We start from the raw sequence: 26,529 nt of genomic DNA on the forward strand, positions 1-26,529 counted from the left end.
CGCTGCCGTTCCAATAAAGCGAGCGTCGTTGCAGGTACAGGCACTAGATTTAGCCTGGTTCCTGCAACGACGCTTCACTGTTTTCAGTTGCGGGCGCGGCTTGCGCAAATCTCAGTCATGACCACGGGCATGCTCGGCCAGTAGCCACTCGTTGCAAGCCACGGAGAATTCCCGCATCCGGGCCTCGGCGGCGACAGGATCGTGTGCCTTGATGGCATCGGTTATCAGCTCATTCAATGTTGCTGTCAGCTCACAAAAACTCGGGTCCACAAACGGCATCATGCTCATCGTGCCGGAATCGGCCTGTAGGTTCCAGAGCTCGTGAGCCAGCCGTTCCGAGCGTGCAGCTATCGCCACAGCCAGTAGGAACTCGGACACTGCCCGACGCCAGAAAAATGCGGGGTCGCCGTCAGCGGGACCCTCCTTAGGCCGAATGTACATCCTCATCGACGCGACGTCCTTGGAGTCGGCTCGTATAGCGGCAGCCCCCGCGCACGCCACAACAATAGCCTGAAAATGCAGACACAGTTCGGTGATCTGGTGCGGGGTCATTGCCAGCAATTTCTCGTGCGTCTGGGCGTCCGTCGGGGAGGCGTTCTCCGTGATGAAACTCCCACCGTTGCGTCCGCGCGTGGTGCGAATCAGTCCCCGCGCACGCAGGATGCTGAGTGCTTCACGTACTGTGACGGCGGAAACGCCAAGGGCTGCGGACATCTCAATTTCATTGGGCAAGCGCTGCTCGCTCACGAGCAGGCCGGATTCCACTGCAAGTTGCATGCGCTTACACACCTCGTCAACAAGCCCGCTGGTCTTCAGTGGCGCGAAGACGACAGCCAAGCGGAGTGAGGCCTGGATAGGGGAAAGCGACATGGTGCGCATCCTTTCCGTCGAACCATCAGCGACGTGCTAGACGGTCCTATCGATTCTACCGGGAGATGGTGGCCGGGCCGTCCTCGGATGGGGACTTCTGCATGGGCAGTGCACCCCATCGACGGGCGGGGTGGGCCGGGATAGGTTTCTACTAAGAGGTGTTCCGGGTCATCCGGACGGCGCCCACAAGAGTTCAAAGGATGTGCATCATGGCTGGAATGATTGGTAACGACCCGCAGGACATGGGTGAATTGGCTGCGAAGTTGAGCCAGGCAGTGGATCAGATCCACCAGATCACCTCGATGCTCGATGGCAAGGCGCAGTCGGTGCGTTGGGAGGGTCCTGATGCTAATCGTTTCAAGTCCAGTGAATGGCCCCAGTACAAGAGTGCTTTGACTCGTGTGGCCCAGGACTTGGAGGCCGTCAAGGGGATTGTGAACAAGCAGAAGCAGCAGCAGATCAACGCTTCAGCCTGATTCCCACGCACTCCCACCACTCGCTTCGCTCGTGAGGGATCTATCCGGGCACTGAGGGGGAGCTGCTAGAGGCTTTCGGGCTCGGGTTCACTGGCTTTTTCCAACGCAGCGGCATGTTCGTTCATCTCTGTAATGTCAGGGGAGGCCAATTCCGAATAGACCTCAGCCAGGGGGTCGGGTTCGACGGGGTCGTGGGTTATATCTGTGTCACGGTCTGGGTGTTTGCTCATATCCACACCATAGTCCGGGTGCGAAAGATTTATTAGGGCCTGTTCGACGACGGCGAGGGCGGCAGGTGGTGTGGGAAGCGTTCCCGCCTCTGGCTGCGGCTAGATATCTTCCCGGGGCAGGGCCCGGCGCCGGGCTTCCCAAGGGCCGATGCGCAGCCACGGCTCCCAGCCGTCGCCCTTACGGTTGGGTGGGGGCCCGGCGGGGGCAAGGGTGGGAAGATCTGCAATTGCCTCTTTCAGGATGCTCCTGCATTCTTCTTCGGTCTGCTCGGAGATGAACTCCTTGCGGGATTTCAACAGCACCTTGCCCAGTTCGCAGCGGTACTGGGTGACGAAGGCCAGGAGCCCCAAAAGTCCGGCCACGGCCCAGGCGACCGCCAAGGAATAGTCGGTTCCGGCGTCGTCCGGCTCCACCAATTCCTGCACGGCAAGGTAGAACGAGAAGAGGGCGATCAGGGCGAAAGGCGCCAACCATTTCCCCGCTGCCAGGCGGTAGTTGAGGAAGATGCGCCGGTGGAAGTACTTGCCCCGTGCACGGTGCTGCGGATCGTGGTTGAGGTGACGGAGTTGCTGGCGCAGGGTGGGCCGTTCAAGGGACTCCTGAGAGGTGAAGTACGTGTCGAAGTCGCCGGAGGTGAACGTCTTGGTCCGGTTCGCCTGCCGCATTTGGCGCAACTGCTCCAGCTCAGCCGTGTAGTGCGCAATTTGCCGGGGACTGTCCAGAGCGCCGAATTTCCGGGCGTCGTGGAGATCGGCCAGCAGTTCGGGCAGCTCGATTCGCACGTTCCTCAGGAAAAGGTTGGCGATGACCAAGATGGCGACAGCGTAAATGACAAGTGTCAGCAGAGTGAAGTCGAATCCCGGCAGAGCAAACAGGCCAATCGGATCCCTGACTTCTTCAAAGTGAGCCGCAGCAATGCTTGATGTGATGCCCACAACGTAGTTGGCGACGAGGGTGAGCAAGCCAAGGATCAGCACCGTGTAGAAGAAGAGGCGGCCCTTTTCCCTGGTTTGCTGGTTAGGCCCGGCGACCACCGCAAGTTTTCTGCGCTGGCGGGCGTTTTCCGCGCTTTGAATGGCGATGGAAATGAGGCAGACAATAAGGAAGGAGACCACTATTAATGGACCGTCGTCCTCGATGAATATCGTCACTTCATTCCTCTGCCTTGGGTGCTGACCGCTGGGTGCAGCATTCTCAGCATTACTCTATGCGGTTGCCGGCTTATTCACTGGGTTTCAGCCCCCGCCACAAAGAACGTGATGGACGATAACCTCCTCTGGTCCAACAGCACATCCCACTCATAGGTCTCGCCAGCATTCAGCGGAAGCCCGCCAGAAAAGTTCAGCACCATGTTTGAACTGCCGGGAAAGCCCAACGGCGGCTGCTGGATGTTCGGTTCGCCCGAGAACCTGAAATCCAAATCCTGGGTGAACCGCATGATGCCCTGTCTTTCGGGGCCGGCGACAGTCACTGGCTGGCCGTCGGTGTTCACCAGGACCATCTCCACCGCGGCTGCGGAGTCACTAAACAGTGGAATGCTCACAGTGACGTTCACAAACACGGAGAAGGACGCGGTCAGGCCGGTTACCGGGTTAAGGCCCAGGGGCTGGATGCCGCCGCCAATAATGTTGACCTTGCCGACGGCATCGACGTTGACAAAGTCGGCAATCATCACTGTTGCGCTGGCGGTACTTGAAATCGAGGTAATTCGCAAGCCTCCAAAGCTGCCCGGGGCTCCGTGCTTGGCAAAGGAGAAAGGAACACGCCGCCAAACCGGTCCTCCCAGACGCCCTAGGCCACACCATCCACACAGGCAAGGGAGTGTTCCTAGCAAACTCTGCGCAGGTAGTTGCCCGGCACCGGCTGTGGAGGGCGTTCGCCGGTGCAGTGCGGGCACGCGGCGTTGTTGGCTGTCATCTCATCATCCTAGGCGCGGACTCAGGCCTCCTGCGCTCGTCAAGTTTTTGAGACAGTTTGATTGATTTTTCTTCTTACGCTGCTGCGTGGTTGATTTGATTCTGGTATTCGGTCAGGGCCTGTGCCGGCGGTAGGCCTTGATTGTTGCTATGGGGTCGGCGCCTGTTGTACCAGGACTCGATGTATTCCATGACCGCGGTCCGAGCGGACAGATGGTTGGGAAAATCGTGATGATGGTACATCTCGGTCTTGAGGTGCGAAAAGAAATTTTCGGCCACGGAATTGTCCCAGCACACACCCGTCTCACCCATGGACTGGGTGATGCCGTTCCCAGCGCACCACCGTTGGAAAGCGCCCGAGGTGTATTGCGCGCCCCGATCGGAATGAAATATGGCCCCGCCCGGGTGAAGGCGGCCATGGTCCCGGGCCATGGTAAGTGCATCAGTAATCAGCTCGGTGCGCATGTGCGATGCCATCGACCAACCCACCACCATTCGGGTCGCCAAATCAATGACCGTGGCTAGGTACAGCCACCCAGACCCTGTCTTCAGGTAGGAAATATCCCCGACGAGCTTTGTTCCCGGCACTGTGGCAGTGAAGTCCCGCCTGCCGTCGGCATCGAGCATGTGGTTCTTGATGTGTTCGGTCCTCGCGGCAGGATCCACCACTGTGGTCTTCTTCCATGCCCGCATCCGTACTGCCCGGATGCCCTGTTTGTTCATGATCGCCCCGACCGTTCCCGCAGCGACCGGGATGCCTTCATGGCCCAGGATCGTGGTGATTTGATCCCTCCCGGCCATGCCCTTCTCCCGCTCAAACACACGGCACACCTCCTCGGTGAGCTCTTCATGGCGGATCTGGGTCGGGGTAGGTTCCGCCGGCTTGCACCAGCGGTAGTACGAGGACCTGGGCACCTTCAATTGCTGGCACATCCAGTCGATCTTGTAGTTGGCCTTCTCCTGCCAAATAAACGTGTAGTAATCGTCTATCGTTGCTTCGCGGCGAAGAAGGCACTGACTTTTCCCAGGAACTCGATCTCCCGTTTCAGCTCAGCATTCTCCGCCTGTAACGCCTTGTATTTCGCCCATTCCACCGGGCCCGGATCATCCTTCGACGCTTCCGGGTGGTCTTCCTTCCAGGCCCTCACCCAGTTCCCCAACGTGCCGTCACTGACACCAATTTCCTTAGCTACCTGCACGATCGGACGGCCCGAGGAAATCAACAACTCAACAGCCTCGGCCTTGAACTCCGGGCTGAACTTACGACGATTAGACATGAAACAGATTCTCCTAAACTCTGTCTCAAATCACCATACGGGCGCACTCCCTCAGCACCTTCATGAACGTGGCGTTCGGGTTGTGTTGCCTTCACCTGGCTGTGGGATCCCATTTCTGTGCCCGGGACAAGGCCAAGCCAAGTTGGTTTCCGCCGGCCTCACGCAACTGCTCTGAATCGCCAACTACGACCAGCAAGGTTCGTGCGCGCGATAGCCCAACATAGAGGCGCTCGGCGGCACTTTCCATCTCCTTGAAGCCGTTGACGCACAGGATCACCACGGAGCGTTCCAGGCCCTTGAATCCCAAGACGTGGCCATAGAACTCGCCTTCATTGGCGTGGAACTCGCGCCAGTACTCATCGATCGTGTTGTCCTGGAAGTAGCCAAGGTGAATGGGGTGGCGGGAATTGGTTGTCAACAATGCGATCTGGTTATTTGCCCAACCATCATTGATGAGGGCATCAACGCAGTCGCTGGCCACATCCATGGCGTCCTCTGGCGAGCATTCAACCCGTCGCACGGCCAGGCCGGTACTGCCACGCGGGGTGAACTTTTCCCCGGCGAAGCTCTTGAACGTCTCGGCGATCTTCTTGGTATTGCGCAGGTTATCGTCAATGTGGATCGGAACAAGGTCCTTGAGGGCCATCGCCGAATCCCACCGCTTGTACACGTCCTGTCCGTCGTCCATAAACGCGTAGATTTCAGAGCTGTCCGGGTGCCTCAGGCATTCCCGCAAAGCGTCCCACCACTCCGGCGCAAAGTCCTGTGCCTCATCGACGATGATCGCGTCGAATTTTTCATCCGCCGGCAACGCCGTGGCCAGTTCCTTCAACATCCGGGGCATCTCTATATCGAAATAGTCCTGCCCGATACCCGCCGGCACGCCGAGCGAGAGCACGTACTCATGGAACTCGCCCGTGAATGCGGGCCTTGCACTTCTCCAGTGCGCCACCTGATTGGACAGGTACAGGCCAAGGCCCTTGTTGTAGCAAAAAAGCCCCACACGCTTGCCTGACTTGCACAACTCGCGGGCCTTCTCCACCGCCAACCAGGTCTTGCCGCTGCCAGCGCCGCCGGTGAAGCGGATGCGCGGCAAAGAGCGGGTGGCCGTGATTAAAACCGCCTGCCGCTCGGTCAGGTGGTCCTGCTGGTGTTCTTCTTCCGCGTATCCAGCCGCACTGCCCTGGGACTGTTCGAGATTGCCCTCGAGCCAGGGGATGATGCGCTCCAAGTACGACGGCGCCAACGGGACAGTGCCGCCGCCTTCGGTCTCGATCGCGTGACGGATCTTCTCGGCCGGATTCTTGCAGTCGGCATGGTCCAGGATGATTGTGCGAGGGTTTCCGGATTTGACCCAATCTTGGGGGACCGCGGAGTAGGGGAACGCGGCCAGGTAGGCGAAGCGGCTGGTCATTTTTGAGCCGGTTTGGTCTGTGATCCATTCCTTGAACGCGTGCATCGATCCTTGAGACTGGGCCAACGGGTCCTGGAGTCTGTGTTTACCGTCCTTCCCTCCGGACTGGAACCATTGGCCGTGCTCGTTGGTCACGAGTCCGCCCTTGACCTCAATCGCCGCCATTCCCACCCCTGGCCAGAGCACCAGGATGTCGATCTCATGCTCGGCGCGGCCGTGTCGGGCCTGGACTGAGTGGGCTAGGACGACGTCGTCGGGCAGGCTGGCCTTCAGGGCAACCCAGACCGCCTTCTCGGCAAGCTGGCCCTCGGCGAAGTCCGGTTCTGGTGGAATACAACGCAAGGCAGGGTCCTTTCGACGGTGGCAACAATCCAAAGCTACCGGCCGACCGCCAAAGTTGGGGTTCCTCCCTTGGACATGAGTGCAATTCTTCAAGAAAGGAGTCGGCGTGAGTGGCCAGAATGCGAATGCGATCCTCATTGCGGCGGATCCATATGTGTTCCCGCTCAAGGGAGTGGCGGTTCTCGACAATAAATCCGTCACCGGTTCCGTCCGGGGTGGCAAGGTGCATTGAATTCGTGCCACACATCAGGTACTGATTGTGGACGACCCCAAACTCCTGCCGGGCCCATTCGGCAATGATGGGTTCACGATCGCGCCCATGCTAGAAAACCACGAAATCACGGTCCTGGGAAGAAATAGGGGTCCCTTTGACGGAATATGCGTACTGAATAGCTGATGTGAGGTCGAAATCTAAGGGAGCGCTGGGCCCAGGTGCAGCAGGCAATTGATTAGACAGGCCGCCTGCCGGATCAGACCGTCCCTCCATATCGATAGGCGCAGCTGCTTGAATTCCAGTAGCCATGGCTTGAGTCTCCACGGTCTTTGAGCTGGCCTCCGCCGCCACCACTGGCCCCGGTCGGCGCTGGAGTCTCCGGGGCGTTTCCACACGGCTGGAACCTGTTGGAGGTAAGGTTGGGCCATTTCGCCCGCACTTTAGTTTCTGGTTCCGCTGGGCTAAGGCGCCCAAGGCATTGGCCACGAGAATTGCCACAGCCGCCAAGGCAGCGAAGAATATCAAGACAGCAGTTAGCTCCAAAGTGAATCCTTAAATGTTGTGTTTCAGGTTGCCGCTGGCAGGAAAGGCGCTCACCCTAAGTTTTAGCATCATGGTCAGACAGTCGGGGGTCGTCATCGTTCGTTCGTCTTTGTCGCACCCACCGCATACCCTGGCGAAGTGAACACATTTGATGGGGATGAAGTGCCGGAACAACTGGCCGAGGGACTCTACGAGCTCCTACACACCAACACCCTTGGCCGCCGGCTTGCTGCTGTGCCGGATTTGCAGCCCACCGTCGAGGGCATCGGCAAGGATGCCTCACCAGAAGCGCTTGCCAGGCACGTTGGTGAAGCCGTCGAACAGATGCTCGTGCAAACCCGGGAAGAGGACCGGGTTGCTAGGACCAACCAGCTTCTGACGCTGATCAGTCCTGGACACCAGATCACCCAAGGACCTACCCAGCTCCGGTCCCTTCACAGACCTGATGGGCTGAAACGGCGCCAGTTGCGCAGGCCAACAACAAACCTCAGTGACAGTGCGCTGCTGACAAATGGCAAGGATGATCCGAACCTTGCTGCAGAGATCCGTGCCGAGATGGAATCGGCAGACTCGGTGGACCTCTTGTGCGCGTTCATTCGCTGGACGGGCATTCGCCTTCTGGAACCGGCCCTTGAGGGATTGCGGGAGCGTGGCGGCAAGCTCCGGGTGATCACCACCACCTACATGGGCGCCACTGAGCGTCGGGCCATCGACCACCTCGTCAACAAATATGGCGCCGAGGTCAAGATCAGCTACGAGACCCAATCGACCAGGCTTCATGCGAAAGCCTGGCTCTTCCATCGCAGCACCGGCTTCAGCACCGCCTACGTTGGCAGTTCCAATCTGAGCCAGGCGGCCATGCTGGATGGCTTGGAATGGAACGTCCGTCTGTCAAACATCGGGACTCCGGCACTCCTGCAGAAATTTGCCATCACCTTTGACAGTTACTGGGAACAACGCGCGTTCCAGTCCTACAACCCCGAAACAGATGCAGCGAAGCTTGATGCCGCGCTCCAGCGCAACGGCGGCAAACAAACCGCGGCCCCCACGGGCTACACCGGGCTGGAAGTTGAGCCGTACCTTCACCAAGTGGAAATGCTGGAAGATCTTGAGGCCGAGCGCGTCAAGGGTTTCCACCGCAACCTGCTCGTCGCAGCCACTGGCACGGGCAAAACGGTGATCGCCGCCCTGGACTTCAAGACGCTGTGCCAACAAGCGGGCAAGGACCTCTCGCTCCTTTTCGTCGCCCACCGCAAGGAAATCCTTCTGCAGTCCATGACGACGTACCGCAATGTGATGCAGGACGGCTCCTTTGGCGAGCTCTTCGTCGGCGATCACAAGCCCGAACAGTGGAAGCACGTCTTCGCCAGTGTTCAATCGCTCTCGGCCAAGGGCATCCTGGAGCTGCCCGCGGACCGGTTCGACGTCGTCGTCATTGATGAGTTCCACCACTCTGCCGCGCCTACCTATCGCTTGCTCATCGATCATCTGGCGCCCAAGGAGTTGCTGGGACTGACGGCCACTCCTGAACGCGGGGATGGAATTCACGTCGCCGAAGAGTTCTTCGATGGACGCACAGCCAGTGAATTGCGGCTTTGGGATGCCCTCGCTGCTGATCTTCTGGTGCCATTCCATTATTTCGGTGTCTCCGACGACGTCGACCTGAGCCACCTGGAATGGAAACGCGGCTCCTACGACCTCCAGCAACTCAGCGCCCTCTACACGGGCAACGACGCGCGGGCGGCCAAGGTCATCAAAGAGCTGCAGGACAAGGTGACGGACACGGCAGGCATGCGGGCCATCGGCTTTTGCGTCTCGGTGCAGCATGCCGAGTACATGGCGGCGGTGTTTAACCGTGCCGGGATTGTGTCGGTTGCGGTGTCCGGCAAGACGGACGACGGAGAACGGGCCCTTGCACTTGAACAGTTGCGTCAGCGGGTGGTCAATTGCATCTTCGCCGTCGACTTGTTTAATGAGGGCCTGGATCTGCCGCAAGTGGACACGATTCTGCTGCTTCGTCCGACTCAGAGCGCCACAATTTTCATCCAGCAACTGGGGCGCGGGCTGCGCCGTTCACCGGAGAAGTCTGTGCTGACTGTGCTTGATTTTATTGGACAGCAACACCGCGAATTCCGCTTTGATGTCCGATTCAGGGCGATGACCGGCTATGGACGCAAGCAGTTGGAGAGGGCTGTCGACGACGAATTTCCATACCTGCCGTCCGGTTCACAGATTGTACTGGATCGTGTTGCCAAGGATGTTGTGTTGGCGAACCTGAAAGTGCAGCTGAACCTGAACAAGCCGAAGTTGGCAGCCGACATCAGGTCCTATGGTGAGCTGTTGTTGGATGCCTACCTGGAGAAATCCGGGAACGACGTCAAGACGGTCTACAAGACAACCAGGAATTCCTGGACCGAGTATCTTCGCCTGGCTGGTCTCATTGACTGGGTATCTCCGGCCGAGGCAGCGGCGCAAGGAAAGCTCGAGCAATTCTCCAGCGTCGAGGAAAAGAAGCTCCTTGGCCGGATGGCCGCACTGATCCACGTGGATGATCGCGAGCGCGCGGAAGCCTATTCGCGGCTGGTGTCAGCGCAGGCTCCCAGCTATGCCAGTCTTGGCCCGCGTGAACAAGTCTTTGCCCGCATGCTGTTCTTCACCTTGTGGGACGACGCCGGCGGTTTCGGATCCTACGATGAAGGCTTTGAGTGCTTGCGCCGGCATCCCTCCGTCTGCAACGAGATTCAGCAGGTTGTTGCCCTGGGTGCCGCAGCCTCAAAGCGGGCAGGAAAAAGCCTCGGCATGGAATTTTCTGCCATTCCACTGTTTTCACACGCCACCTATCGGCGCGAGGAAATCTTGGCAGCCCTGGATTATGGCTCATTGGAACTCGGGAAGAACATCAAACACCGTGAGGGTGTTGCCTGGTGTCCACAAAGCAGGACAGACGCATTCTTCGTGACCTTGAACAAGGACGAGGCGAACCACTCCGCCACAACGATGTACAAGGACTATGCACTCAGTCCTGAGCTATTTCACTGGGAATCCCAAAACGCCACTTCGCCGTCGAGCCCCACTGGCCAGAGGTATCTGAACCGTAAAGCCCATGGCTCAAATATTCTGTTGTTCACCCGTGATGCGGCGGAAGACGAGACCGGTTTGACCATTCCCTACACGTGTCTGGGACAAGTCGACTATGTCCAGCACAAGGGCGAAAAGCCCATTGCGATCACCTGGAAGCTGCAACGGCCCATGCCCGCCGACGTTTATATTGAGGCCGCTGCAGTTGCGCAGTAGCTATTCCACCGAATCTCCCGCTTTGGGTTGCTACGGTGGTCTTCGAGAATAACCACGGAGAAGGACGGCAAGGATACATGGATGCACGCACGATTGTCATCACGGGGGCCAGCAGCGGAATCGGCGAGGCCGCGGCTCGTACTTTGGCCCAGACAGGGGATACGATCGTCGTGGTTGGCCGCTCTGCGAAACGAACCCAGGCTGTTGCCGGGGAAATCGGTGCAGAGCATTTCGTGGCCAACTTTGAACGATTGGACGAGGTGCGAGAGCTCGCCGGAGCCTTGCGGGAACGGTACGGGCGGATCGACGTACTGGCCAACAACGCCGGCGGAATCATGGGGCGGCGTGAGCTGACCGTGGATGGGTTTGAGAAGACGCTACAAGTGAACCATCTGGCACCTTTCCTGCTCACAAAACTGCTGGCCGATATCCTCGTTGCCAGCGACGCCCGAGTCATCAACACTTCCAGTGTCGCCCATAAGCTATTCGGAAAACTGGATATCGAGGATTTGAACGTAGGCAAGAAATACTCCGCCAACAGGGCCTACGGGAATGCGAAGTTGGCCAACATCTTGTTCACCAAGGAACTTCACAGACGATTCAGCGGCACCGGATTGACGACGGCGGCCTTCCACCCGGGCGGGGTGGCCACCAACTTCTCCGCAGGGTCAACGAGTCTCATGCGCTTCGCCTATGGCAGCGGAATGCGGCAGTACATGTTGACACCGGCGCAGGGTGCGCAGACCTTGGTATGGCTGGCTATTGGGCAGCCTGGACTGGATTGGGAATCCGGGGAGTACTATGCAAAACAGAAGATTGCGCGGACAAGCAAACAGGCGCATAACACCCGCCTGGCCGCAGACCTTTGGGCGCGCAGCGAAAGCATGGTGGGGCCTTGGCTCGGGACTTCGTCACCTACTGGATAGTGGGCATTTTGGGTGCCACAGTAGGAACGTACCCGCTTTTCTAGGAGGACAACTGTGAGCGCTCGAGACAACACAAACCGCCGACTCAAGGAAGTTCTGGACATCATGGCCGCAGGGTCATGGCTGGACGAGAAGCCGAACGGGGGAGCAGTTCTGGCCGAGGCAGTTGCCCGCATTCCCTTCGCTAAGGATGAAGCCGAACTGCTCAGCGGCGGCATCCCCGTGGTCACAAGAACCTGACCAAGGCAACAGCTGATTTGGTCAAGGCCGGCTGGATGACCAAGGGTCGCAGCGGGTGGGAGATCACCGACGACGGCCTGAAAGCAACCGTCGCGTTCGTCCACGTCGCATCGTTGACAGCAGCCCTTGCCAACGCCACCCCAGTTCCGGCTGACACGCCGCTACCGGCGAAGCCGGCCGCCAGGAAACCCGCCGTCAAGAAGCCGTCCACCAAGGCTGCACCCAGGAAGCCCGCCTCGAAGGCACCCGCAGGAGAGCCCGGCGTCGTACTGGGGGACCAGCCACAGTCCGTCGCCCTGGCTGGCGACTTTGGCACCGTTTTGGGTGCCATGGAGAACTGGGACCCGGGTCATGCCGGCGTGCAGATGGTGTTGGATGCCCATTCCGGCATCTGGAAGCTGAGCGCCGAACTGCCAGCCGGAAATTACAGCTACAAGGCCGTGGCGAACGGTTCCTGGGATCAGAACTATGGCGCGTTCGGGTTTCTGGACGGGGCCAACCACGAGTTCACGCACGACGGCGGTCACGTCACTTTCCATTACAACCACGCCACGAAGGACGTGCTGCGCGGCGCCTAGCGAATCCCCGCCCTTGCAGTTCCGGCCTGCCAGCAGTCCCGAACTGGAACGGCCCGGGCTGGAGCTATTCGGCGTCGTGCAGGCTAATGGTGACCGAGCCCTTCCCCTCTGTGGACACGTGTTCGAGTGTCAACAGGCCGTGTCCTGGAACTGCCATCGATTCGGTTTCCGTGAGTGTCATGGTCTGGTCCCCGGCTGCGAGCCTTGTTTTGCGCTGATGGTTTCCATGGTGCTCTCCTATTTCTTGGGCGCGGTACCGGAAGCAACCGAGTCGGAGTTCTGCTTGTATTCCTTTTCGGTCAGCCACAAATCGCCCCAGCGCTGGTTTGGCCCATCTGGTGGGGGTGTCGCCGTCGAGATTTCCACCGTCGGGTCCCCAAGGATTGAGCAGGTGGATCATCCGTTGGCTCTCACCTGTTTCGGGGTTGATGTGCTCCGCAACTGAATCCACGATGTATTCGGGATTTGGGACGGCGTGGTTGTGGTCAACCCTATGTTGAAAGAACCAGGCCCCGTTGGGATCAGTTTTGGTGCCGACGGTGACCGGGTCGTTCTTTAGCCGCTCAGAGATGTCATCAAAGTTTGATTCCCCCGTGGACTTGATTGGCTGACCGGTGATGGCCTCGATCCCGTCTTTGCCATGGGCGTCGCTGGCTGCCCTCTCGGGGACGGTCGGTTCAACCTGGATATAGACGGACTCCCCATCCTTGAACATTTTAACTGTCCATGTCCCGTCCGGGTTTTGCCACACATGGTCCCGGATCCATTGTGGATCGTTCTTTGCCACCGCGCCGGCCGCCGCCAGGAACCAGTAGTCACCCACGTTTCTCTGCCGCATGTTGTGCGGGTCAAGGTCGGTTGTCCAAGGGAATCTGAATGGGCAGCGGGTGGTACTCGCCCATGCCACCAGTCTCGGGGTCTCCCGGTTTGTCCCTGCTGGCCTGCTGGTTGCCGCCGTGCATGCCGTCGTCGCCCGCACTTGCTTTCTCCTGCTCGTCGGCGTTCTTGTTCAGGGCCTCAGCGGCCTGGCGCAAGCCTAGTCTCGTGCGCGTCAGCTGGCCCCGATGCTGCGGGTTCCACGTCGTTGTGAACCGCTGGGCATCTTGACCGTTCCCTCTGATGTGGACAAGTGCGGCAGAAAATGTGGCGGCCGTGCGCTCCAACTGTTCACCGCATACGGGCGATTCGGTGGAACCGGTAAGGTGAATCCATGGTGAATGGACGACGTCGACCCGGCCTTGCGCTGGTACTGGTGGTTTGTACGGGGCTGGCCGCTGTGGCTTGCTCCGGCCCGTCGTTGCCCAGCGCAGCCGAGGCGGGGCCGCAATTTCAGCAGTTGTCCACTGATTTGGCGGACGCCCTGGCACGGGATTACTCGGGACAGCAGTGGCTTCCGGTGCAGGGCGCCAGACCCGCATGGTGGCCCATGACGACGGCAAATGCTCCCTCACGATCGGCACCTTGCGTTCACAGGATTCGTTGCGCGAGCTCGCCGACGGCTGGGAGCCGGTAATGAAAACCATCAACCCGATTCTCAGTGATGCCGGCTTTTTGCGAAATTGCGGGCATGGACTCCCTCAAAGGGGGCTGGACCGGGATCAGTTCGACCGACAAGCACGGTGGTGAACTGAGAATGTATGAGAAGGGTGCCACCGATATTTCGCTCGCAGTCCTGGTCTCCGACAAGGACTGTTCCGCAAGCCTGGCCCCGTAGAGCAGGTTCCGGTACGACGCCCGGCACCTGCCCGCCCTACAATGTCAGACCCTCCTTCTACAGTGAGTTCTAGATCGGATTCCGCTCGAATCCGGCGCTGGAGGGGGCAATAGTTGCCTCCTCGCATCACTCGCATGAGGAGAACTACTTTGGGGAATGAAACAACGGACCAGCAGCAAGGGTCCTACTATGCGCCGCCGTCGACCATGCCGCCAGCCGGTGGTCCGGGCTATCCGCCGCCCGGCCAGTTTGCGCCGCTGCCGGAACCCGCTGGCAACAAGGGCGCCGGCAAGGCCCTGGCCATCACCGCCTTGATCCTTGCGGTTGTCTCGTTGGTGTTGTGCTGGGTTCCGATCGTGAACAACCTGGTGTTCTTCCTTGGACTGCTGGCCCTGGGCTTCGGCATCCCGGCCCTGATCATTTCGGTCAAGAAGCGTTCCAAGGCCAAGGGAACTTCCATCGCTGCGGTGATAATTGCCGTGGTTGCCCTGGTCGGGGTGCTGGCCTCGCAGGCCATGTACTCGTCCATGCTCGACGGCATCAGCAAGTCCATCAGCGACAGTGCGGATGGGGTGGTTGACACCGCACCCAAGGACCAGAAAAAGGCCGACGACGCCAGCCTCGCCTTGGGTGCCACGGCCAAGGTCGGTGGTGACTATGAAGTAGCCGTCATGAGGGTCAATCCCAATGCTGGCGATGCGATTGCGGCGGCCAATCCCAACAACGTCCCGGCCAAGGGTCAGTACGTGTTGGTGGACATCTCCGTAAAGTATGTCGGTGCCAAAGAAGGCAACCCGTGGATTGATCTGACCCCGAAGTTTGCTGGCGGCGACGCCCGCCAGTACGACACCAGCACCTGCATGGCAGCGCTGGAGAAGTCAGGAACATCCCTCCCAACCCTGGGAACCGGTGCCACTGCTGACTACCAGGTCTGCATGGATGTTCCGGCAGGCGCAGTTGCCGACAGCAAGGTCTTTGTCGAGCCCATGTTCTCGATCAAGCAAGACCAGCGCGTGTACTGGAACGCCAAGTAGATCCGTGAGCCGTGGCGGGCTGGTCCACAGCGACTGGCCCGCCACTTTTCATACGTCGGGGGCACGGATCTGAGTCTGGTGTTTGTATTGATGCCAGGGCCGTGACTTGCAAAACTTGTGCCAGAGCAATCCCCGCACCTGTTGATGTGGGGATTTTTGCGTATTTGGCCTGAAAAGTACTAGTCCTAATGAAGGTTTGCACTAATAATTTCATGCAGAATTGCGCCGGATAATTCAGGTCCAGCAATGGTGCAACGCCAATCGCCGTCACGGAAACGTGGCGGCTTCAACTGTTAACAGGGGCAAATCTTATGGCGAAAATAGCAGTCTTCCTTGACTAGTCGAACGTTCATCTACTGGGGCATGGCATTTATTCGCCGAACTTGGATAGGGGGAGAACACATATCAACCCGCTGCTGATAGCGGACCGAATAGTGGAGCTCATGTCGATTCAATCGGAGGTTGATCAGGTGTATCTGTACCGCGGAAGCCCCGACTTCCAGCGGGATCCTCAAGCCGGCCAAATCTCTCGGGACGAGAGAGCGCGCTGGGGGAAAGATCCCAAAATTGCTGGCCACCATGAGCCGATGCTCTATGGGTGGGGGAGAGAGACGCCGAAGGAATCAGGGGTGGACATGCGGCTGGGGCTTGACCTGGTCAAAGCCGCCGAGTCCCGCGCCTTCGAAAAGATTGTGCTCTTTTGCGGTGACAGTGATCTGGCCCCGTCGGCCCAGGACGTCATGAAAACAACCACGCCGTTGGAACATGAGGCGTGGGCAGATGGGCAAGACAAGCCAGGAAATGCCCTCACCGAAATCTGCCGGCGGAAGTTCTTCCGCGTGCGGACGCACCTCCAAAGATAGCGGGGGACTTCTGGGACGGCCAGGACCGCCCGCTCCGAACCGCTGCATAGACCAACTCAAATAGGACTGAACATCATGAAGAAGAATGACTGCACGTGCTCGGGGCGGGTCACAACGTTGCGGAACCAAGTGGTGATTGCTACAGGCAAGGTTTCGATCCGTGGCGAGCACGAGCACCGGGACGAGGTTCACGCCCTGCTGGAGCGGGCGGGTGCAAGGGTGACAACCAAAATGTCAGGGAACATCTCTGTGCTCATTCACGGCGACTTAAGCGGTCAGATAGTTGCCGACCAAGTCCGGGAGTACAGTCAGAAGATCCTGGATCTTCTGACTGAATCCACCTCTGCCCACCATGTTTGTGCGGTGTCTTCCCGCGGTTTATCTGAGTTGTTGGAGGGGAGAGCGGCCGTGTGCCTGCACCGCCACGTCGTCGGGCAGTGAACACCGGCAGTGATCAGGGAGTTAGCCTGAGACGGTTGGCGGCCCGAAGTAGGTGCCGGAGACGTAGATGAATGTCGCCACGCTGAGGGCGCCGGTGATGATGGCGCTGATCCACAGGCCACGGCGTCGCTTCATGGCAGCCAGTCCCAACAAGACGGGAAAGGCGATCATGCAGAGCATCATGGCTGCGCTGAGGATTCCTTGCATGATCAGTCCTGCGGGATCGGGCTCGCCGCCTGCCGAGAAAATCAGCAGGTAGGCGAGTATTCCCATCGCGGCTACCGGCGCGGCCACCACGATCCACCCGATCAGCGTAATGCCGATGGCCCAACCCACCGACCGTTGCGGCTTTTGCAACGGGCTGGAAGTGGGAGAGGCCAACCGTGGGGATCGGGTTTCGTGGCGCGGTTTGGTCATGGGTCATTTGTAGCAGGTATGCCTGACTAAATACTGCCAACCCACACAACAAGCAGGAAAATGATGGCGCCCGCGGTGGGAATGCCTGTCCACAGGGCAGCGCGCCACATGGCTCGCTCCCGGTGGATCACGGCCTGGCCGACGAAGTGCGGCGCGGCGATCATGCAAAATAGCAGGACGGCACCGAGGGCAATCAGCGCAATCTTGCCGATATTTGCCAGGCTCGTATCGGGGTTCATGACCAGTCCGAAGATCATCGTCGCCATCACAATCAGGGGAACAATGACTATTGCCCAACACACAAGGGAAGCCAGGGTGCCGGTCAGCTGCGAACGGGGTGCCAGCAGTTGTTCACTCTTAGCTGTCGGCGACATTGTGGGATCAGTCATGCTCTATTTCTATCAGTCTTCACGAGGTGCCGCCGTCGCACTTAAGAAGTACGAAAACTATAGACGAAAGTCATGACTGGGTGTATTGTTGGTCACCGTCTATAGTGGTCTGGATGACATTCAAGCTATGTGTGTCAAGCTTTTTGAAGGAAAGGGCCACCGTGCACGATCGAATTCGCCATACCGGGTTGTTGGAAAAGAGGATGAGTGCGGCGGCTGCCGCGGCACTCATCAAACCTGGGATGACGGTGGCCATGAGCGGTTTTACCGGTGCCGGCTACCCCAAGGCCGTGCCGCAGGCGCTTGCCTCCCAGATGGAGGAAGTGCACGCCAAGGGCGAGTCGTTCAAGATCAAGGTCCTCACCGGCGCCTCCACGGCCCCCGAGCTCGACGGCGTCCTGGCGAAGGTGGGCGGCATGGAGCTGCGCCTGCCGTACATGTCTGACCCGGCGCTGCGCAAGCGGATCAACGACGGCGAACTCGACTACATGGACATCCACCTCAGCCATGTCGCCCAGCACACCTGGTTCGGCTTCTACGGCGGCATCAATATCGCCATCGTCGAAGTCGTTGGAATTCTGGAGGACGGCCGGCTAATTCCGTCATCGTCCGTGGGCAACAACAAGACCTGGCTGGACATGGCGGATGCCGTGATCATTGAGGTCAACAGCCAACAGTCGGCGGCCATGGAAGGCATGCACGACATTTACTATGGCACCGCGCTGCCTCCGCACCGCATGCCGATCCAGCTGACCGAGCCGGAAGACCGCATCGGCGTCCCGTACCTGCACGTCGACACGGAGAAGATCATCGCCGTCGTCGAGACGAACGCGCCGGACCGCCTCTCCGCATTCGCCGCACCGGATGAGGCCTCCAACCAGATCGCCGACCACCTGCTGGACTTCCTGGACGGCGAAATCGCCAAGGGACGCATGAGCGACAAGCTGCTGCCGTTGCAGTCAGGCGTGGGCAACATCGCCAATGCCGTGCTGGCCGGGCTGTCCCGAGGCGGCTACCGTGGCCTGAAGGCGTACACCGAGGTCATCCAGGATGGCATGCTGGAACTGATCAAGGACGGCACCCTGGCGTTCGCCTCAGCCACCTCTTTCTCCCTGTCTGAGGCCGGCATTGAGGAATTCAACCGTAACGTTGACTTCTACCGGGAGCGCATTGTCTTCCGCACGCAGGAGATTTCCAACCACCCTGAGCTGATCCGTCGGCTGGGCTGCATCGCCCTGAATGGCATGATCGAGGCCGACATCTACGGCAACGTGAACTCCACCCACGTGGTGGGCTCACATGTCATGAACGGCATTGGCGGCTCGGGCGACTTTGCCCGCAACGGCTTCCTGTCAGTGTTCATGTCCCCGTCCACAGCAAAGGGTGGGAAGATCTCCGGCATCGTCCCGATGGCCAGCCATGTTGACCACACCGAGCACGACACCATGATCCTGATTACCGAGCAGGGCCTGGCCGATCTGCGCGGGCTGGCCCCGAAGCAGCGCGCCCGCGTCATCGTGGAAAAATGTGCGCACCCGGACTACAAGCCGATGCTTGAGGACTATTTTGCCCGGGCGTCGCGCGACTCCTACGGCAAGCACACCCCGCACCTGCTGGGCGAGGCACTGTCCTGGCATCAGCGCTTCATCGACACAGGCGACATGCGCCCGTAGGTTGGCGCAGCGGTGATCGAGCTCGTCGAGATCCTGCAGAAGTGCCCCGTTCCCGTGTCCCCTTTGGACACGGGAACGGGGCACTTCTTTGTCGTTTCACGCTGATCGGCGCCCCGGTCAGGCAGTGTGTGCCGCGACGGCGTCGGCCAGTTCTGCGGCCATCATGTCCATGTTGATCATGGTGGCGGCGTTGGCGCCGTCCTGGGCTGCGGCCAGCACCGTGGTTTTCATGTCGGTGACATTGCCCGCTGCCCAAACTCCGGGAACGGCGGTCAGACCCGTCTCGTCGGAGTCGATGGTCTCACCGAATGGATTTGCCGAGGGCATAAGGCCTAGTCCGGCGAGAAACCCTGCTTGCGCCATCACCCGGGACTGCACAGTCAAAGCTTGGACCGAATGCAAGGAGCCATCCGTCAATTCGACACTGCTCACCGCGCCGTCCGTACTGTGAATCCGGGCTACCGGACTGGAAAACACGGGAATGCCGCGGGCCGAGAGCTGGAGAAACTCTTCCTTGGTGGGCTGCATTGAGTCGTTGAGGAACAAGGTGATGTTCGCCGACCATTGCCGGAAAAGCAGCGCCTGGTGCACGGCGAAGGAACCGTTGCCGATCACCCCGATGGCCTGGTCCTGGATTTCCCAGCCGTGGCAGTACGGGCAGTGCACTAGGTCTTTGCCCCAATGTTCGTGCAGCCCGGGGATGTCCGGAAGCTCATCCACCAAACCCGTGGTGACTAGGATGCGCGGCGCCTCAAACACGGAGCTGTCCTCCATGGAGATACGGAACCCTTCATTGGTGCGTTCGGCGCCAACAACTTCTCCGTGCTCAATCTGCACGTCGTAGGGCTCCAAATCCGCGCGGCCCAGGCGGGTCAGCTCAAGAGGAGCAACGCCGTCGCGGGTGAGGAAGCCGTGGGCGCCGGCAGCGGGCGCATTGCGCGGGGCCCCGGCGTCGATCACCAGGACCGAGCGGCGCGAGCGGCCCAAAAGAAGCGCCGCACTGAGTCCGGCAGCGCCCCCGCCAATGATGATTACCTCTGTCATGATGTCCGCCTTCTGCTGGATTGAATGTCCTTCCAGCGTGCGCCCCGGCATCCCAAGTTGGCAAAGTTTGTTGCTGAAGTGGCAAACTCTCCTTATGAGTGATGACACCGAGGAAGTGCTGTCCGGTGTCGGTCCCCGCCTCAAGGGGCTGCGGCTACAGCGGAACAAGACACTGGCGGAGATGTCGGAGGAGACCGGGATTTCCGCCAGCACGCTGTCCCGGCTGGAATCTGGGCAGCGCCGGCCCAACCTGGAACTGCTGCTGCCGCTGGCCCGCGCCTACTCCGTACCCCTGGATGAGCTGGTGGGTGCCCCCGCGACAGGGGATCCGCGCATCCACCTGCGCCCGGTCATCCGCAACGGGCAGACCATCCTGCCGCTGAGCAAGGGCGCCGGGGGCGTGCAGGCGTTCAAACACCTGCTGCCCGGCGGCCCCACGCTGCCGCAGCCGGAGCCGAAGGTTCACGAGGGCTATGAGTGGATGTACGTGCTGCGCGGGCAGTTGCGCGTGGTGCTGGGGGCGCGCGACTTTGTACTCAAACAGGGCGAGGCGGCGGAGTTCGACACCCGCACCCCGCACTGGTTTGGCCGCGCCACCACGGACAGCGTGGAATTCCTGACGCTCTTTGGCCCGCAGGGCGAACGCGTGCACGTGCGTGCGGCCCCGGCCAGGTAGAGGCCGTTTGCTACCGTGGGGACAACTTCAACGGTGAGGCGGGCGCGATGGCAACGATAGTGCTGGTGCATGGGCTGTGGTCGGACGGGTCCAGCTGGGCTGCGGTCATCACAGAGCTGGCGTCCCTGGGGCACCATCCGGTGGCAGCCCAGCTGGCCCTGGAGTCCATGGGCGACGACGTTGCCTCCGTGCGCCGCACCCTCGCCACGGTCACTGGGCCGGTTTTGCTGGTGGGGTGGTCGTACGGTGGCGCAGTGATTGGCGAGGCTGCACGGGATGTTCCCGCCGTCAAAGCACTCGCCTATGTGGCCGCGTTTGCTCCCGCCGAGGGCGAATCCGTCAGCGAGCTGTCCAGGCGGCATCCCGGCAGCCTGATCCCGGCACACGTGATGGTTTCCGACGGCTACACCTATATACACCGGGACCATTTCGGCGAGGTGATAGCAGCCGATGCTCCCGCCGGCGCCATTGCCATAGCAGCAGCGGTGCAAAGACTGGTGCGGATCGGCCTTGACCGGGCCAGGGCCGGGCGACCCGCGTGGCTGGACCTGCCTTCCCACTACCTGCTGGCCACCCAGGACTGTGCCGTGCCGCCTGTGCTGCAGCACGAAATGGCGCAGCGGATGGGTGCCACCGTCACCTGGATCGATTCCAGTCATGCACCCATGCTGTCCCGGCCGCGCGAGGTTGCGCAGTTCTTGGACAGTGCGTGCGCGGCTCTCGGGTAGCCTTCTTGTCTTGTAGCCGGCTGCGGTTCTTTCGCTATGCGCTGGATACCTCGCCAGTTCAGCTCATCTTGTCCTGTGGCGCAAAACCCACGCCCGGTTCCACGCATGCGGGAAGCGAAATTTTGGTATGCGCAAGACCCGCTCCTGGTCCTGCGCATATGGAAACTGTGGGCGCCCCGCCCAACCCTCGACGCCGGCGTCGGACCGGCCTACGCTGGATGACAAGGGCTCGGTTCCTTCCCGTGCCACGCGAAGAGGGTTTCACCATGGACACACAACAGGTGACGGACACGCTCGGGCGGCCGTTGCGGGACTTGCGGATCTCGGTCACCGACCGCTGCAACTTCCGCTGCGTCTACTGCATGCCCAAGGAGATCTTTGGCCGCGACTTCGCGTTCATGCCCAAGGAGCAGCTGCTCACCTTCGAGGAAATCACCAAGCTGGCGTCGATCGCCATGGCCCACGGCGTGCGCAAGATCAGGCTCACCGGCGGGGAACCGTTGCTGCGCAGGGGCATAGAGGACCTGGTGGGCATGCTCGCCGCGCTGCGGACCCCGGAGGGTGAACCGCCGGATCTGGCCATGACCACCAACGGGACTGTGCTGGCCCAGAAGGCGCAGGTGCTCAAGGCTGCAGGCCTGGACCGGGTGACGGTCTCGTTGGATTCCCTGGACGACGCCGTCTTCCAAGCCATGAACGACGTCGCCTACCCCGTTGCCAAGGTCCTGCACGCCCTCGACGCTGCGCAGGAGGCAGGGCTGGGGCCGGTCAAGGTCAACATGGTGCTCAAGCGGGGGCTCAACGACCAGGACATTCTCGCCATGGCTCGGCATTTCCGCGGCACACCGTTCATCCTGCGGTTCATCGAGTACATGGATGTGGGGTCGTCGAACGGTTGGAAGATGGACCAGGTGGTGCCGTCGGCGGAAGTGGTGGAACGCATCAACCGGGTCTTCCCCGTGGAGCCGCTGGAGGCCAACTACCGGGGCGAGACCTCGCAGCGTTGGCGGTACAAGGACGACGGCGGCGAGTTTGGCGTGATCTCCAGCGTCACCCGGGCGTTTTGCGGCGGGTGCACGCGTGCCCGGTTGTCCGCTGACGGGAAACTGTTCACCTGCCTGTTCGCCACGAAGGGCCACGACCTGCGGACATTGCTACGGGGCGGCGCCACGGACGCAGAGTTGGAGGACGCCCTGGCCGCGCTCTGGGGCGCCCGCTCCGACAGGTACTCGCAGCTGCGCAGCGCCAACACGCCGGGGCTGAAGAAGATCGAGATGAGCTACATCGGCGGCTGAGGGTTTCGGCACGCTCAACCACCGAAGGCGTAGCCTGTAGCCATGACCGCCACTGACGCCGGAACCAGCGAATCGTCCGCCAGCTACCCCACGCATCAGGTGCTGAACCAGCCGCCGCCGCGGGTCGGGATCAACGAGTACACGGCCAACATCCCGCTGGCCCAGTACCTGCAAACTGTTGGTGAGGCCGGCGTGAGTGCCACGGGCGGGCTGGAGGCGGTGGGCGCCGTCGTCGGCTCAGCACAGTTCCAGGAGGACGCCCGGCTGGCGCACAAGAACGCGCCCATCCTGCACACGCACAACAAGTACGGGCAGCGGATCGATGAGGTGGAATACCACCCGTCGTATCACCGGATCATGGGGGAGGCCGTGGCCGCGGGCGCGCACACCTCCGCCTGGGCACGGCCGGAGGTTGGCGCCAATGCCACGCGGGCTGCGGCGTTCATGCTGTTTGCGCAGGTGGAGCCGGGCCATGCTTGCCCGATTTCGATGAGCCATGCCGCCGTCGAATCTCTGCAGCTGGCACCGGATCTGGCAGCGCAGTGGCTGCCGCGACTGTACTCGCGCAGCTACAGCCCGGAGTTGGTGGCGGGCAAGGCCGGGGCGCTTTTCGGGATGGCCATGACGGAGAAGCAGGGCGGCTCCGATGTGCGGGCCAATACCACCGTTGCGGTGCCCGACGGGGAGAACTTCCTGCTCACCGGGCACAAGTGGTTTTGCTCGGCCCCGATGTCGGATGCGTTTCTTGTCCTGGCTCAGGACGACGCCGGGCTGGGATGCTTCTTGGTGCCACGGACCTTGCAAGATGGGGAGCGCAACACGTTCCTGATCCAGCGGTTGAAGGACAAGGTGGGCAACCGCTCCAACGCGTCCTCCGAAGTTGAGTTCGCCAACACGGTGGGCTGGCGGATCGGCGATCCCGGCCGGGGCGTGAAAGCCATCATGGGTATGGTCAGCCAAACCCGCCTGGATTGCGTCCTGGGCTCGGCGGCCGGGATGCGCCAGGCCGTGGCCGAGGCCGTGTGGCACGCGCGCCACCGCCGCGCCTTTGGTGCCAAACTCATCGATCAACCGGCCATGAGCAATGTCCTGGCAGACCTGTCCCTGGAATCGGAGGCCGCCACCGTGGTCAGCATGCGCCTGTCCCGCGCCTTTGACCACGACGCCGTCCCCTCCGAGCGCGCGTTCCGCCGCCTAGCGACGGCGGTCACCAAGTATTGGGTCTGCAAGCGCGGGCCCAACCACGCCTACGAGGCCATGGAATGTTTGGGCGGCAACGGCTACACCGAGGACTTCCCCCCTGGCCATGCGGTACCGGGAACAACCGGTGATGGCGATCTGGGAGGGGGCAGGTAACGTAATCGCCCTGGACGTGCTGCGGGCCATGGCCACCGAGCCCGAATCGGTGGACGCATTCTTTGCCGAACTGCGGCTGGCCGCGGGGGCGTCCCCCACCTTTGACGACTTCACGGCGCGGCTGCGCGAGCAGGTGTCTGCAGTGAGGGCGGCCCCGCAAGACCATGCCGGGCAGGCCCGGAATGTGGTGGAGAAGATGGCGTTGGCGCTGCAGGCCGCACTGCTGATCCGTTTCGCACCGGCGGCCGTGGCGGACGCCTTCACCTCCTCCAGGCTGGGAGGGGACCGCTCCTTCAACTACGGCAACCTGCCAGCCGCCTCGGATTTCGCGGGGATCCTGGCGCGGACGTAGGGCGGCTGAGAACCTCATTGTCAGTGCCTGGTGACACGCCGCAAACACTCCTGGCAGACGCGGGGATTGGTCGCTGGAAAGGTCCACCGAAAATCCAACCGACCGCACACACGCCGGGCCGGTCTACGCTGTGGCCGCCGCCGGGACCGTGCACGCATTCTCCTGCGACACCCGACGCAGCAGCGCCCACGCCAGTAGCCCGATTGACAGCAGCGCCAGCAGCGGCTGCACCGGCTCAAAGAACGTCATGGCTCCGGAGGACCCCAGCGCCAGCAGCACCAATTTATTGCAGACCGGGCAGCCCACGGCGAAGAAAGTCAGCAGCGAAGCGAATACGCCGGACTTGTTCGTTGCGCCCGTGCCGGCCAGCGGGGATGCCACATACGTTGCCACGAGCAGGCCCGTCAGCACCGAGCTGGCGGCCAGGGCGGCGTAGGACCACCACGTCGGCGGGATTTCGCGGCCAAAGAACGGGTTCGGGATCAGGTCGGTCGGAATGGCGACCACCACATACGTGGTGACCGCCGCGGCGGCGCCCACCAACCAGCGCCGCCGCGGCCACCCACGGAGATTGCTTACAACAGTGCCGAGCATCTCAGTGCCCGTCTGCGGTGCTGCGCGCGGCGGGGGCCTGTTCGGCCGGCCGCTCGACACGCTTTTCGGCACGGTGGGTCCGCCACAGGTAAGCCCCGCCTGCAAGGAACAGCACCACCAGCGCGGCAATGCCGAAACCAACGTTGGAGACCTTGGTGGAGATCCCCACGATCCACGATTCAGCCTCGTATTGGGCGTCGATGGTCAGGATGCCGCCCAGGGAGGAGGTGCCCTGGGTGGCCAGTAGCAGCAGGCCAATCCCTATGGACAGCACGCCCGAGACAACCATCCACACGGAGTTCTTCCACGGGCCCAGCTGGAAGCGGCGCGGTTTCAACCAGCCACGCTCGCCCAGTCGCAGGCGAGTCCAAAGCAGCGACAGGACCCCCAGCGGCAGGGCCATGCCGAGTGCGAAGATCGCCAGCATGATCCCGCCGTAGACCGGATTGCCGCCCGCAGCAGCCACAGCCAGCACCGAACCGAGGATGGGGCCGGCACACACCCCGGCCACGCCGTACACCGAGCCCAGCACAAAGACGGACACCGCAGAGGTACCGTCGGCACCGGCCCGTCGGCTCAGGCCCGGGAAGTCAACTCCGATGATCTGCAAAATTCCAATGACAATGACCACGCCCGCCGCAACAGTGATCAGCACGGTCCGGTTTTGCAGCACCAAGGAGCCGAGCAGCCCGGCCAACAGGCCCAGGGGCACAAGCGTTGTCAGCAGACCGGCGTAGAACAGTGCGGTCCGGCCCAGCAGTTTGGTGGGGCTGGCGAAGGCGTAGGCAAAGAACGCCGGAAGTAACATGACTGAGCAGGGGCTCAGAACGGTCAGGATGCCACCCAGAAACGCCCCTGTATATCCAATGTCCATGGGCTACTTGACCTGTGCCAATGCTTCATCGATGACCTGGCTGAACACGTCAAGGGGTTGTGCCCCGGGAATGGCCTGGTTGTTAATGACAAAGGTGGGCGTGCTGTTCAACCCCAGCGAGGTGCCCTCGGCCAGATCGGCTTTCACCCGGGCCCGCAGTTCGGGGCTGTTGAGGTCCGCGGCGAACTTGGCCATGTCCGGGATGCCAACTTGTTCGGCAAACTTCAGCAATTCCGGCTCGGCCAGTTCGGCCTTGCCCTTTTCCGGGGCCGCGGCATAGACAGCCTCATTGAACTCCCAGAACAAGCCTTGTTCCCCGGCCGCCCGAGCAGCCACTGCGGCCTTCTCCGAGGATTCCCCAAAGACCGGCAGGTCGCGCCACTCAATGCGCAGTTGACCGCTATCAACATATTTCTTCACGATTTCGGGCTGGGTCTTGCGCGCGTACACACCGCAGAAGGGGCACCGGTAGTCGGAGTACTCCATCATGACAACGGGTGCATCTACCGAGCCAAGGGCCAAGGGGTCTGATGGGATCCGCCGCGCCAGAGTGAACTCCTCCGCCGGAGCCTCGGAGCCGGCGGAGGAGGCAACCGCCCCGGCCGACGGTTCCGCGGGCTTCGCCCGGTTCTCACCGGCGGTCGCGCCAACGAAAACAATTGTCAGCACAAGAGCAACACCGAGCACAAGGGACAGGAGGATATTCCGGGTTTTTTTCGTATTCATGAGCAAACTTTCAGGATTGTGCAGGCACGGCT

The 26,529-nt window shown here is 61.1% G+C and carries 30 protein-coding genes; 16 read left to right on the forward strand and 14 right to left on the reverse strand.

Translation table 11 applies throughout. From position 1 onward, the window contains the following. Positions 1-111 precede the first annotated feature (111 nt). Complete coding sequence (locus AOC05_RS01995; RefSeq protein ID WP_062005239.1) at positions 112-870, reverse strand: FadR/GntR family transcriptional regulator; 759 nt, start codon at positions 868-870, stop codon at positions 112-114. 209 nt (positions 871-1,079) lie between these two features. Between AOC05_RS01995 and AOC05_RS02000 the strand changes: the two genes are divergently transcribed. Next, on the forward strand, positions 1,080-1,346 hold the full coding sequence (locus AOC05_RS02000) for a hypothetical protein (RefSeq protein WP_062005241.1): 267 nt from the start codon (positions 1,080-1,082) through the stop codon (positions 1,344-1,346). 65 nt (positions 1,347-1,411) lie between these two features. Here the strand turns inward: AOC05_RS02000 and AOC05_RS19215 are convergent, their stop codons facing one another. From AOC05_RS19215 to AOC05_RS02025, 5 genes are all read right to left on the reverse strand, one after another. Then, positions 1,412-1,576, reverse strand: coding sequence for a hypothetical protein (locus tag AOC05_RS19215; protein ID WP_157374870.1), 165 nt, complete (start codon positions 1,574-1,576; stop codon positions 1,412-1,414). Between the two features lie 99 nt (positions 1,577-1,675). After that, positions 1,676-2,728: a hypothetical protein gene (locus tag AOC05_RS02005; RefSeq protein ID WP_062005243.1), complete on the reverse strand. Its 1,053-nt coding sequence runs from the start codon at positions 2,726-2,728 to the stop codon at positions 1,676-1,678. Positions 2,729-2,802: 74 nt separating this feature from the next. Continuing rightward, complete coding sequence (locus AOC05_RS02010; RefSeq protein WP_157374871.1) at positions 2,803-3,291, reverse strand: hypothetical protein; 489 nt, start codon at positions 3,289-3,291, stop codon at positions 2,803-2,805. Positions 3,292-3,568: 277 nt separating this feature from the next. Further along, positions 3,569-4,770 (reverse strand): IS3 family transposase gene (locus tag AOC05_RS02015; RefSeq protein WP_231687161.1). Its coding sequence is split into 2 segments (ribosomal slippage): positions 3,569-4,518 and positions 4,518-4,770, totalling 1,203 coding nucleotides; the frame shifts between segments, so codons are not numbered across the junction. Between the two features lie 91 nt (positions 4,771-4,861). Beyond that, positions 4,862-6,526 carry an NERD domain-containing protein gene (locus AOC05_RS02025; protein ID WP_062005251.1) on the reverse strand — a complete coding sequence of 555 codons (1,665 nt, stop codon included), beginning with the start codon at positions 6,524-6,526 and terminating at the stop codon, positions 4,862-4,864. Between the two features lie 106 nt (positions 6,527-6,632). On the opposite strand from AOC05_RS02025, the gene AOC05_RS20370 reads away from it, so the two are divergent. The 5 genes from AOC05_RS20370 (at position 6,633) to AOC05_RS02040 (ending at position 12,321) form a co-directional block, all read left to right on the forward strand. Further along, positions 6,633-6,758: a hypothetical protein gene (locus AOC05_RS20370; protein WP_257720350.1), complete on the forward strand. Its 126-nt coding sequence runs from the start codon at positions 6,633-6,635 to the stop codon at positions 6,756-6,758. A 699-nt stretch (positions 6,759-7,457) separates the two neighbouring features. Continuing rightward, positions 7,458-10,577, forward strand: a complete 3,120-nt coding sequence (locus AOC05_RS02030; protein WP_420480387.1) for a DUF3427 domain-containing protein — start codon at positions 7,458-7,460, stop codon at positions 10,575-10,577. 77 nt (positions 10,578-10,654) lie between these two features. Continuing rightward, positions 10,655-11,503 carry an SDR family NAD(P)-dependent oxidoreductase gene (locus tag AOC05_RS02035; protein WP_062005253.1) on the forward strand — a complete coding sequence of 283 codons (849 nt, stop codon included), beginning with the start codon at positions 10,655-10,657 and terminating at the stop codon, positions 11,501-11,503. A gap of 54 nt (positions 11,504-11,557) precedes the next feature. Beyond that, positions 11,558-11,743 (forward strand): hypothetical protein, encoded by a 186-nt coding sequence (locus AOC05_RS20520; RefSeq protein ID WP_326832368.1) that lies wholly within the window; start codon positions 11,558-11,560, stop codon positions 11,741-11,743. 35 nt (positions 11,744-11,778) lie between these two features. Continuing rightward, on the forward strand, positions 11,779-12,321 hold the full coding sequence (locus AOC05_RS02040) for a hypothetical protein (RefSeq protein WP_326832369.1): 543 nt from the start codon (positions 11,779-11,781) through the stop codon (positions 12,319-12,321). Between the two features lie 64 nt (positions 12,322-12,385). Here the strand turns inward: AOC05_RS02040 and AOC05_RS02045 are convergent, their stop codons facing one another. Continuing rightward, complete coding sequence (locus AOC05_RS02045) at positions 12,386-13,159, reverse strand: hypothetical protein (protein ID WP_062005255.1); 774 nt, start codon at positions 13,157-13,159, stop codon at positions 12,386-12,388. A 10-nt stretch (positions 13,160-13,169) separates the two neighbouring features. After that, entirely contained in the window at positions 13,170-13,355 is a 186-nt protein-coding gene (locus AOC05_RS19220) for a hypothetical protein (RefSeq protein ID WP_157374872.1), read from the reverse strand. A gap of 533 nt (positions 13,356-13,888) precedes the next feature. Between AOC05_RS19220 and AOC05_RS19225 the strand changes: the two genes are divergently transcribed. The 4 genes from AOC05_RS19225 (at position 13,889) to AOC05_RS02065 (ending at position 16,373) form a co-directional block, all read left to right on the forward strand. Next, positions 13,889-14,035: a hypothetical protein gene (locus AOC05_RS19225; RefSeq protein WP_154605074.1), complete on the forward strand. Its 147-nt coding sequence runs from the start codon at positions 13,889-13,891 to the stop codon at positions 14,033-14,035. A 149-nt stretch (positions 14,036-14,184) separates the two neighbouring features. Continuing rightward, a complete protein-coding gene (locus tag AOC05_RS02055) occupies positions 14,185-15,069 on the forward strand; it encodes a hypothetical protein (protein WP_062005259.1) in 885 nt (294 codons plus the stop codon). Between the two features lie 629 nt (positions 15,070-15,698). Further along, complete coding sequence (locus tag AOC05_RS19680) at positions 15,699-15,932, forward strand: hypothetical protein (RefSeq protein WP_186759005.1); 234 nt, start codon at positions 15,699-15,701, stop codon at positions 15,930-15,932. A 75-nt stretch (positions 15,933-16,007) separates the two neighbouring features. Continuing rightward, complete coding sequence (locus tag AOC05_RS02065) at positions 16,008-16,373, forward strand: hypothetical protein (protein WP_062005263.1); 366 nt, start codon at positions 16,008-16,010, stop codon at positions 16,371-16,373. A 21-nt stretch (positions 16,374-16,394) separates the two neighbouring features. Here AOC05_RS02065 and AOC05_RS02070 read toward each other — a convergent pair whose 3' ends face one another. Both AOC05_RS02070 and AOC05_RS02075 read right to left on the reverse strand, forming a co-directional pair. Further along, a complete protein-coding gene (locus AOC05_RS02070) occupies positions 16,395-16,790 on the reverse strand; it encodes a hypothetical protein (protein WP_062005265.1) in 396 nt (131 codons plus the stop codon). 26 nt (positions 16,791-16,816) lie between these two features. After that, positions 16,817-17,179 carry a hypothetical protein gene (locus AOC05_RS02075; RefSeq protein WP_062005267.1) on the reverse strand — a complete coding sequence of 121 codons (363 nt, stop codon included), beginning with the start codon at positions 17,177-17,179 and terminating at the stop codon, positions 16,817-16,819. A gap of 161 nt (positions 17,180-17,340) precedes the next feature. Between AOC05_RS02075 and AOC05_RS02080 the strand changes: the two genes are divergently transcribed. Next, positions 17,341-18,852: an acetyl-CoA hydrolase/transferase family protein gene (locus tag AOC05_RS02080; protein ID WP_154605076.1), complete on the forward strand. Its 1,512-nt coding sequence runs from the start codon at positions 17,341-17,343 to the stop codon at positions 18,850-18,852. Positions 18,853-18,969: 117 nt separating this feature from the next. Here the strand turns inward: AOC05_RS02080 and AOC05_RS02085 are convergent, their stop codons facing one another. Next, positions 18,970-19,896, reverse strand: a complete 927-nt coding sequence (locus tag AOC05_RS02085; RefSeq protein WP_062005269.1) for an NAD(P)/FAD-dependent oxidoreductase — start codon at positions 19,894-19,896, stop codon at positions 18,970-18,972. Between the two features lie 94 nt (positions 19,897-19,990). Here AOC05_RS02085 and AOC05_RS02090 point away from each other — a divergent pair, with 94 nt between their 5' ends. The 5 genes from AOC05_RS02090 (at position 19,991) to AOC05_RS19980 (ending at position 24,303) form a co-directional block, all read left to right on the forward strand. Next, entirely contained in the window at positions 19,991-20,572 is a 582-nt protein-coding gene (locus tag AOC05_RS02090; RefSeq protein WP_082358103.1) for a helix-turn-helix domain-containing protein, read from the forward strand. A 47-nt stretch (positions 20,573-20,619) separates the two neighbouring features. Then, positions 20,620-21,300 (forward strand): alpha/beta fold hydrolase, encoded by a 681-nt coding sequence (locus AOC05_RS02095; RefSeq protein WP_062005273.1) that lies wholly within the window; start codon positions 20,620-20,622, stop codon positions 21,298-21,300. Between the two features lie 266 nt (positions 21,301-21,566). Continuing rightward, positions 21,567-22,595 (forward strand): GTP 3',8-cyclase MoaA, encoded by a 1,029-nt coding sequence (gene moaA / locus AOC05_RS02100; protein WP_062009227.1) that lies wholly within the window; start codon positions 21,567-21,569, stop codon positions 22,593-22,595. Between the two features lie 42 nt (positions 22,596-22,637). Then, a complete protein-coding gene (locus AOC05_RS02105) occupies positions 22,638-23,951 on the forward strand; it encodes an acyl-CoA dehydrogenase family protein (protein WP_231687162.1) in 1,314 nt (437 codons plus the stop codon). Beyond that, positions 23,926-24,303 (forward strand): hypothetical protein, encoded by a 378-nt coding sequence (locus tag AOC05_RS19980; protein ID WP_231687163.1) that lies wholly within the window; start codon positions 23,926-23,928, stop codon positions 24,301-24,303. The genes AOC05_RS02105 and AOC05_RS19980 overlap by 26 nt, the downstream gene beginning before the upstream one ends. A gap of 123 nt (positions 24,304-24,426) precedes the next feature. Here the strand turns inward: AOC05_RS19980 and AOC05_RS02110 are convergent, their stop codons facing one another. The 3 genes from AOC05_RS02110 to AOC05_RS02120 are packed head-to-tail and all read right to left on the reverse strand — an operon-like array spanning position 24,427 to position 26,497. Beyond that, a complete protein-coding gene (locus tag AOC05_RS02110; protein WP_062005275.1) occupies positions 24,427-24,897 on the reverse strand; it encodes a hypothetical protein in 471 nt (156 codons plus the stop codon). A gap of 1 nt (position 24,898) precedes the next feature. Continuing rightward, on the reverse strand, positions 24,899-25,771 hold the full coding sequence (locus AOC05_RS02115) for a cytochrome c biogenesis CcdA family protein (RefSeq protein ID WP_062005277.1): 873 nt from the start codon (positions 25,769-25,771) through the stop codon (positions 24,899-24,901). A 3-nt stretch (positions 25,772-25,774) separates the two neighbouring features. Continuing rightward, entirely contained in the window at positions 25,775-26,497 is a 723-nt protein-coding gene (locus tag AOC05_RS02120) for a DsbA family protein (RefSeq protein ID WP_062005279.1), read from the reverse strand. Positions 26,498-26,529: the final 32 nt, after the last annotated feature.

The organism is Arthrobacter alpinus, from assembly GCF_001294625.1.
In the GTDB taxonomy this organism is placed as follows: Bacteria; Actinomycetota; Actinomycetes; order Actinomycetales; family Micrococcaceae; genus Specibacter; species Specibacter alpinus_A.

What these genes read in the sequence shown, in the direction of transcription:
- AOC05_RS02000 (WP_062005241.1), top strand. Translation starts at nt 1,080, where the DNA reads ATGGCTGGAATGATTGGTAACGACCCGCAGGACATGGGTGAATTGGCT.
- AOC05_RS19980 (WP_231687163.1), top strand. Translation starts at nt 23,926, where the DNA reads ATGGCGATCTGGGAGGGGGCAGGTAACGTAATCGCCCTGGACGTGCTG.
- AOC05_RS02065 (WP_062005263.1), top strand. Translation starts at nt 16,008, where the DNA reads ATGAAGAAGAATGACTGCACGTGCTCGGGGCGGGTCACAACGTTGCGG.
- moaA (WP_062009227.1), top strand. Translation starts at nt 21,567, where the DNA reads ATGGACACACAACAGGTGACGGACACGCTCGGGCGGCCGTTGCGGGAC.
- AOC05_RS02120 (WP_062005279.1), bottom strand. Translation starts at nt 26,497, where the DNA reads ATGAATACGAAAAAAACCCGGAATATCCTCCTGTCCCTTGTGCTCGGT.
- AOC05_RS02115 (WP_062005277.1), bottom strand. Translation starts at nt 25,771, where the DNA reads ATGGACATTGGATATACAGGGGCGTTTCTGGGTGGCATCCTGACCGTT.
- AOC05_RS01995 (WP_062005239.1), bottom strand. Translation starts at nt 870, where the DNA reads ATGTCGCTTTCCCCTATCCAGGCCTCACTCCGCTTGGCTGTCGTCTTC.
- AOC05_RS02070 (WP_062005265.1), bottom strand. Translation starts at nt 16,790, where the DNA reads ATGACCAAACCGCGCCACGAAACCCGATCCCCACGGTTGGCCTCTCCC.
- AOC05_RS02035 (WP_062005253.1), top strand. Translation starts at nt 10,655, where the DNA reads ATGGATGCACGCACGATTGTCATCACGGGGGCCAGCAGCGGAATCGGC.
- AOC05_RS02095 (WP_062005273.1), top strand. Translation starts at nt 20,620, where the DNA reads ATGGCAACGATAGTGCTGGTGCATGGGCTGTGGTCGGACGGGTCCAGC.
- AOC05_RS02045 (WP_062005255.1), bottom strand. Translation starts at nt 13,159, where the DNA reads ATGCGGCAGAGAAACGTGGGTGACTACTGGTTCCTGGCGGCGGCCGGC.
- AOC05_RS02090 (WP_082358103.1), top strand. Translation starts at nt 19,991, where the DNA reads ATGAGTGATGACACCGAGGAAGTGCTGTCCGGTGTCGGTCCCCGCCTC.
- AOC05_RS19215 (WP_157374870.1), bottom strand. Translation starts at nt 1,576, where the DNA reads ATGAGCAAACACCCAGACCGTGACACAGATATAACCCACGACCCCGTC.
- AOC05_RS02075 (WP_062005267.1), bottom strand. Translation starts at nt 17,179, where the DNA reads ATGACTGATCCCACAATGTCGCCGACAGCTAAGAGTGAACAACTGCTG.
- AOC05_RS02085 (WP_062005269.1), bottom strand. Translation starts at nt 19,896, where the DNA reads ATGACAGAGGTAATCATCATTGGCGGGGGCGCTGCCGGACTCAGTGCG.
- AOC05_RS02110 (WP_062005275.1), bottom strand. Translation starts at nt 24,897, where the DNA reads ATGCTCGGCACTGTTGTAAGCAATCTCCGTGGGTGGCCGCGGCGGCGC.
- AOC05_RS19225 (WP_154605074.1), top strand. Translation starts at nt 13,889, where the DNA reads ATGGACTCCCTCAAAGGGGGCTGGACCGGGATCAGTTCGACCGACAAG.
- AOC05_RS02105 (WP_231687162.1), top strand. Translation starts at nt 22,638, where the DNA reads ATGACCGCCACTGACGCCGGAACCAGCGAATCGTCCGCCAGCTACCCC.
- AOC05_RS02040 (WP_326832369.1), top strand. Translation starts at nt 11,779, where the DNA reads ATGACCAAGGGTCGCAGCGGGTGGGAGATCACCGACGACGGCCTGAAA.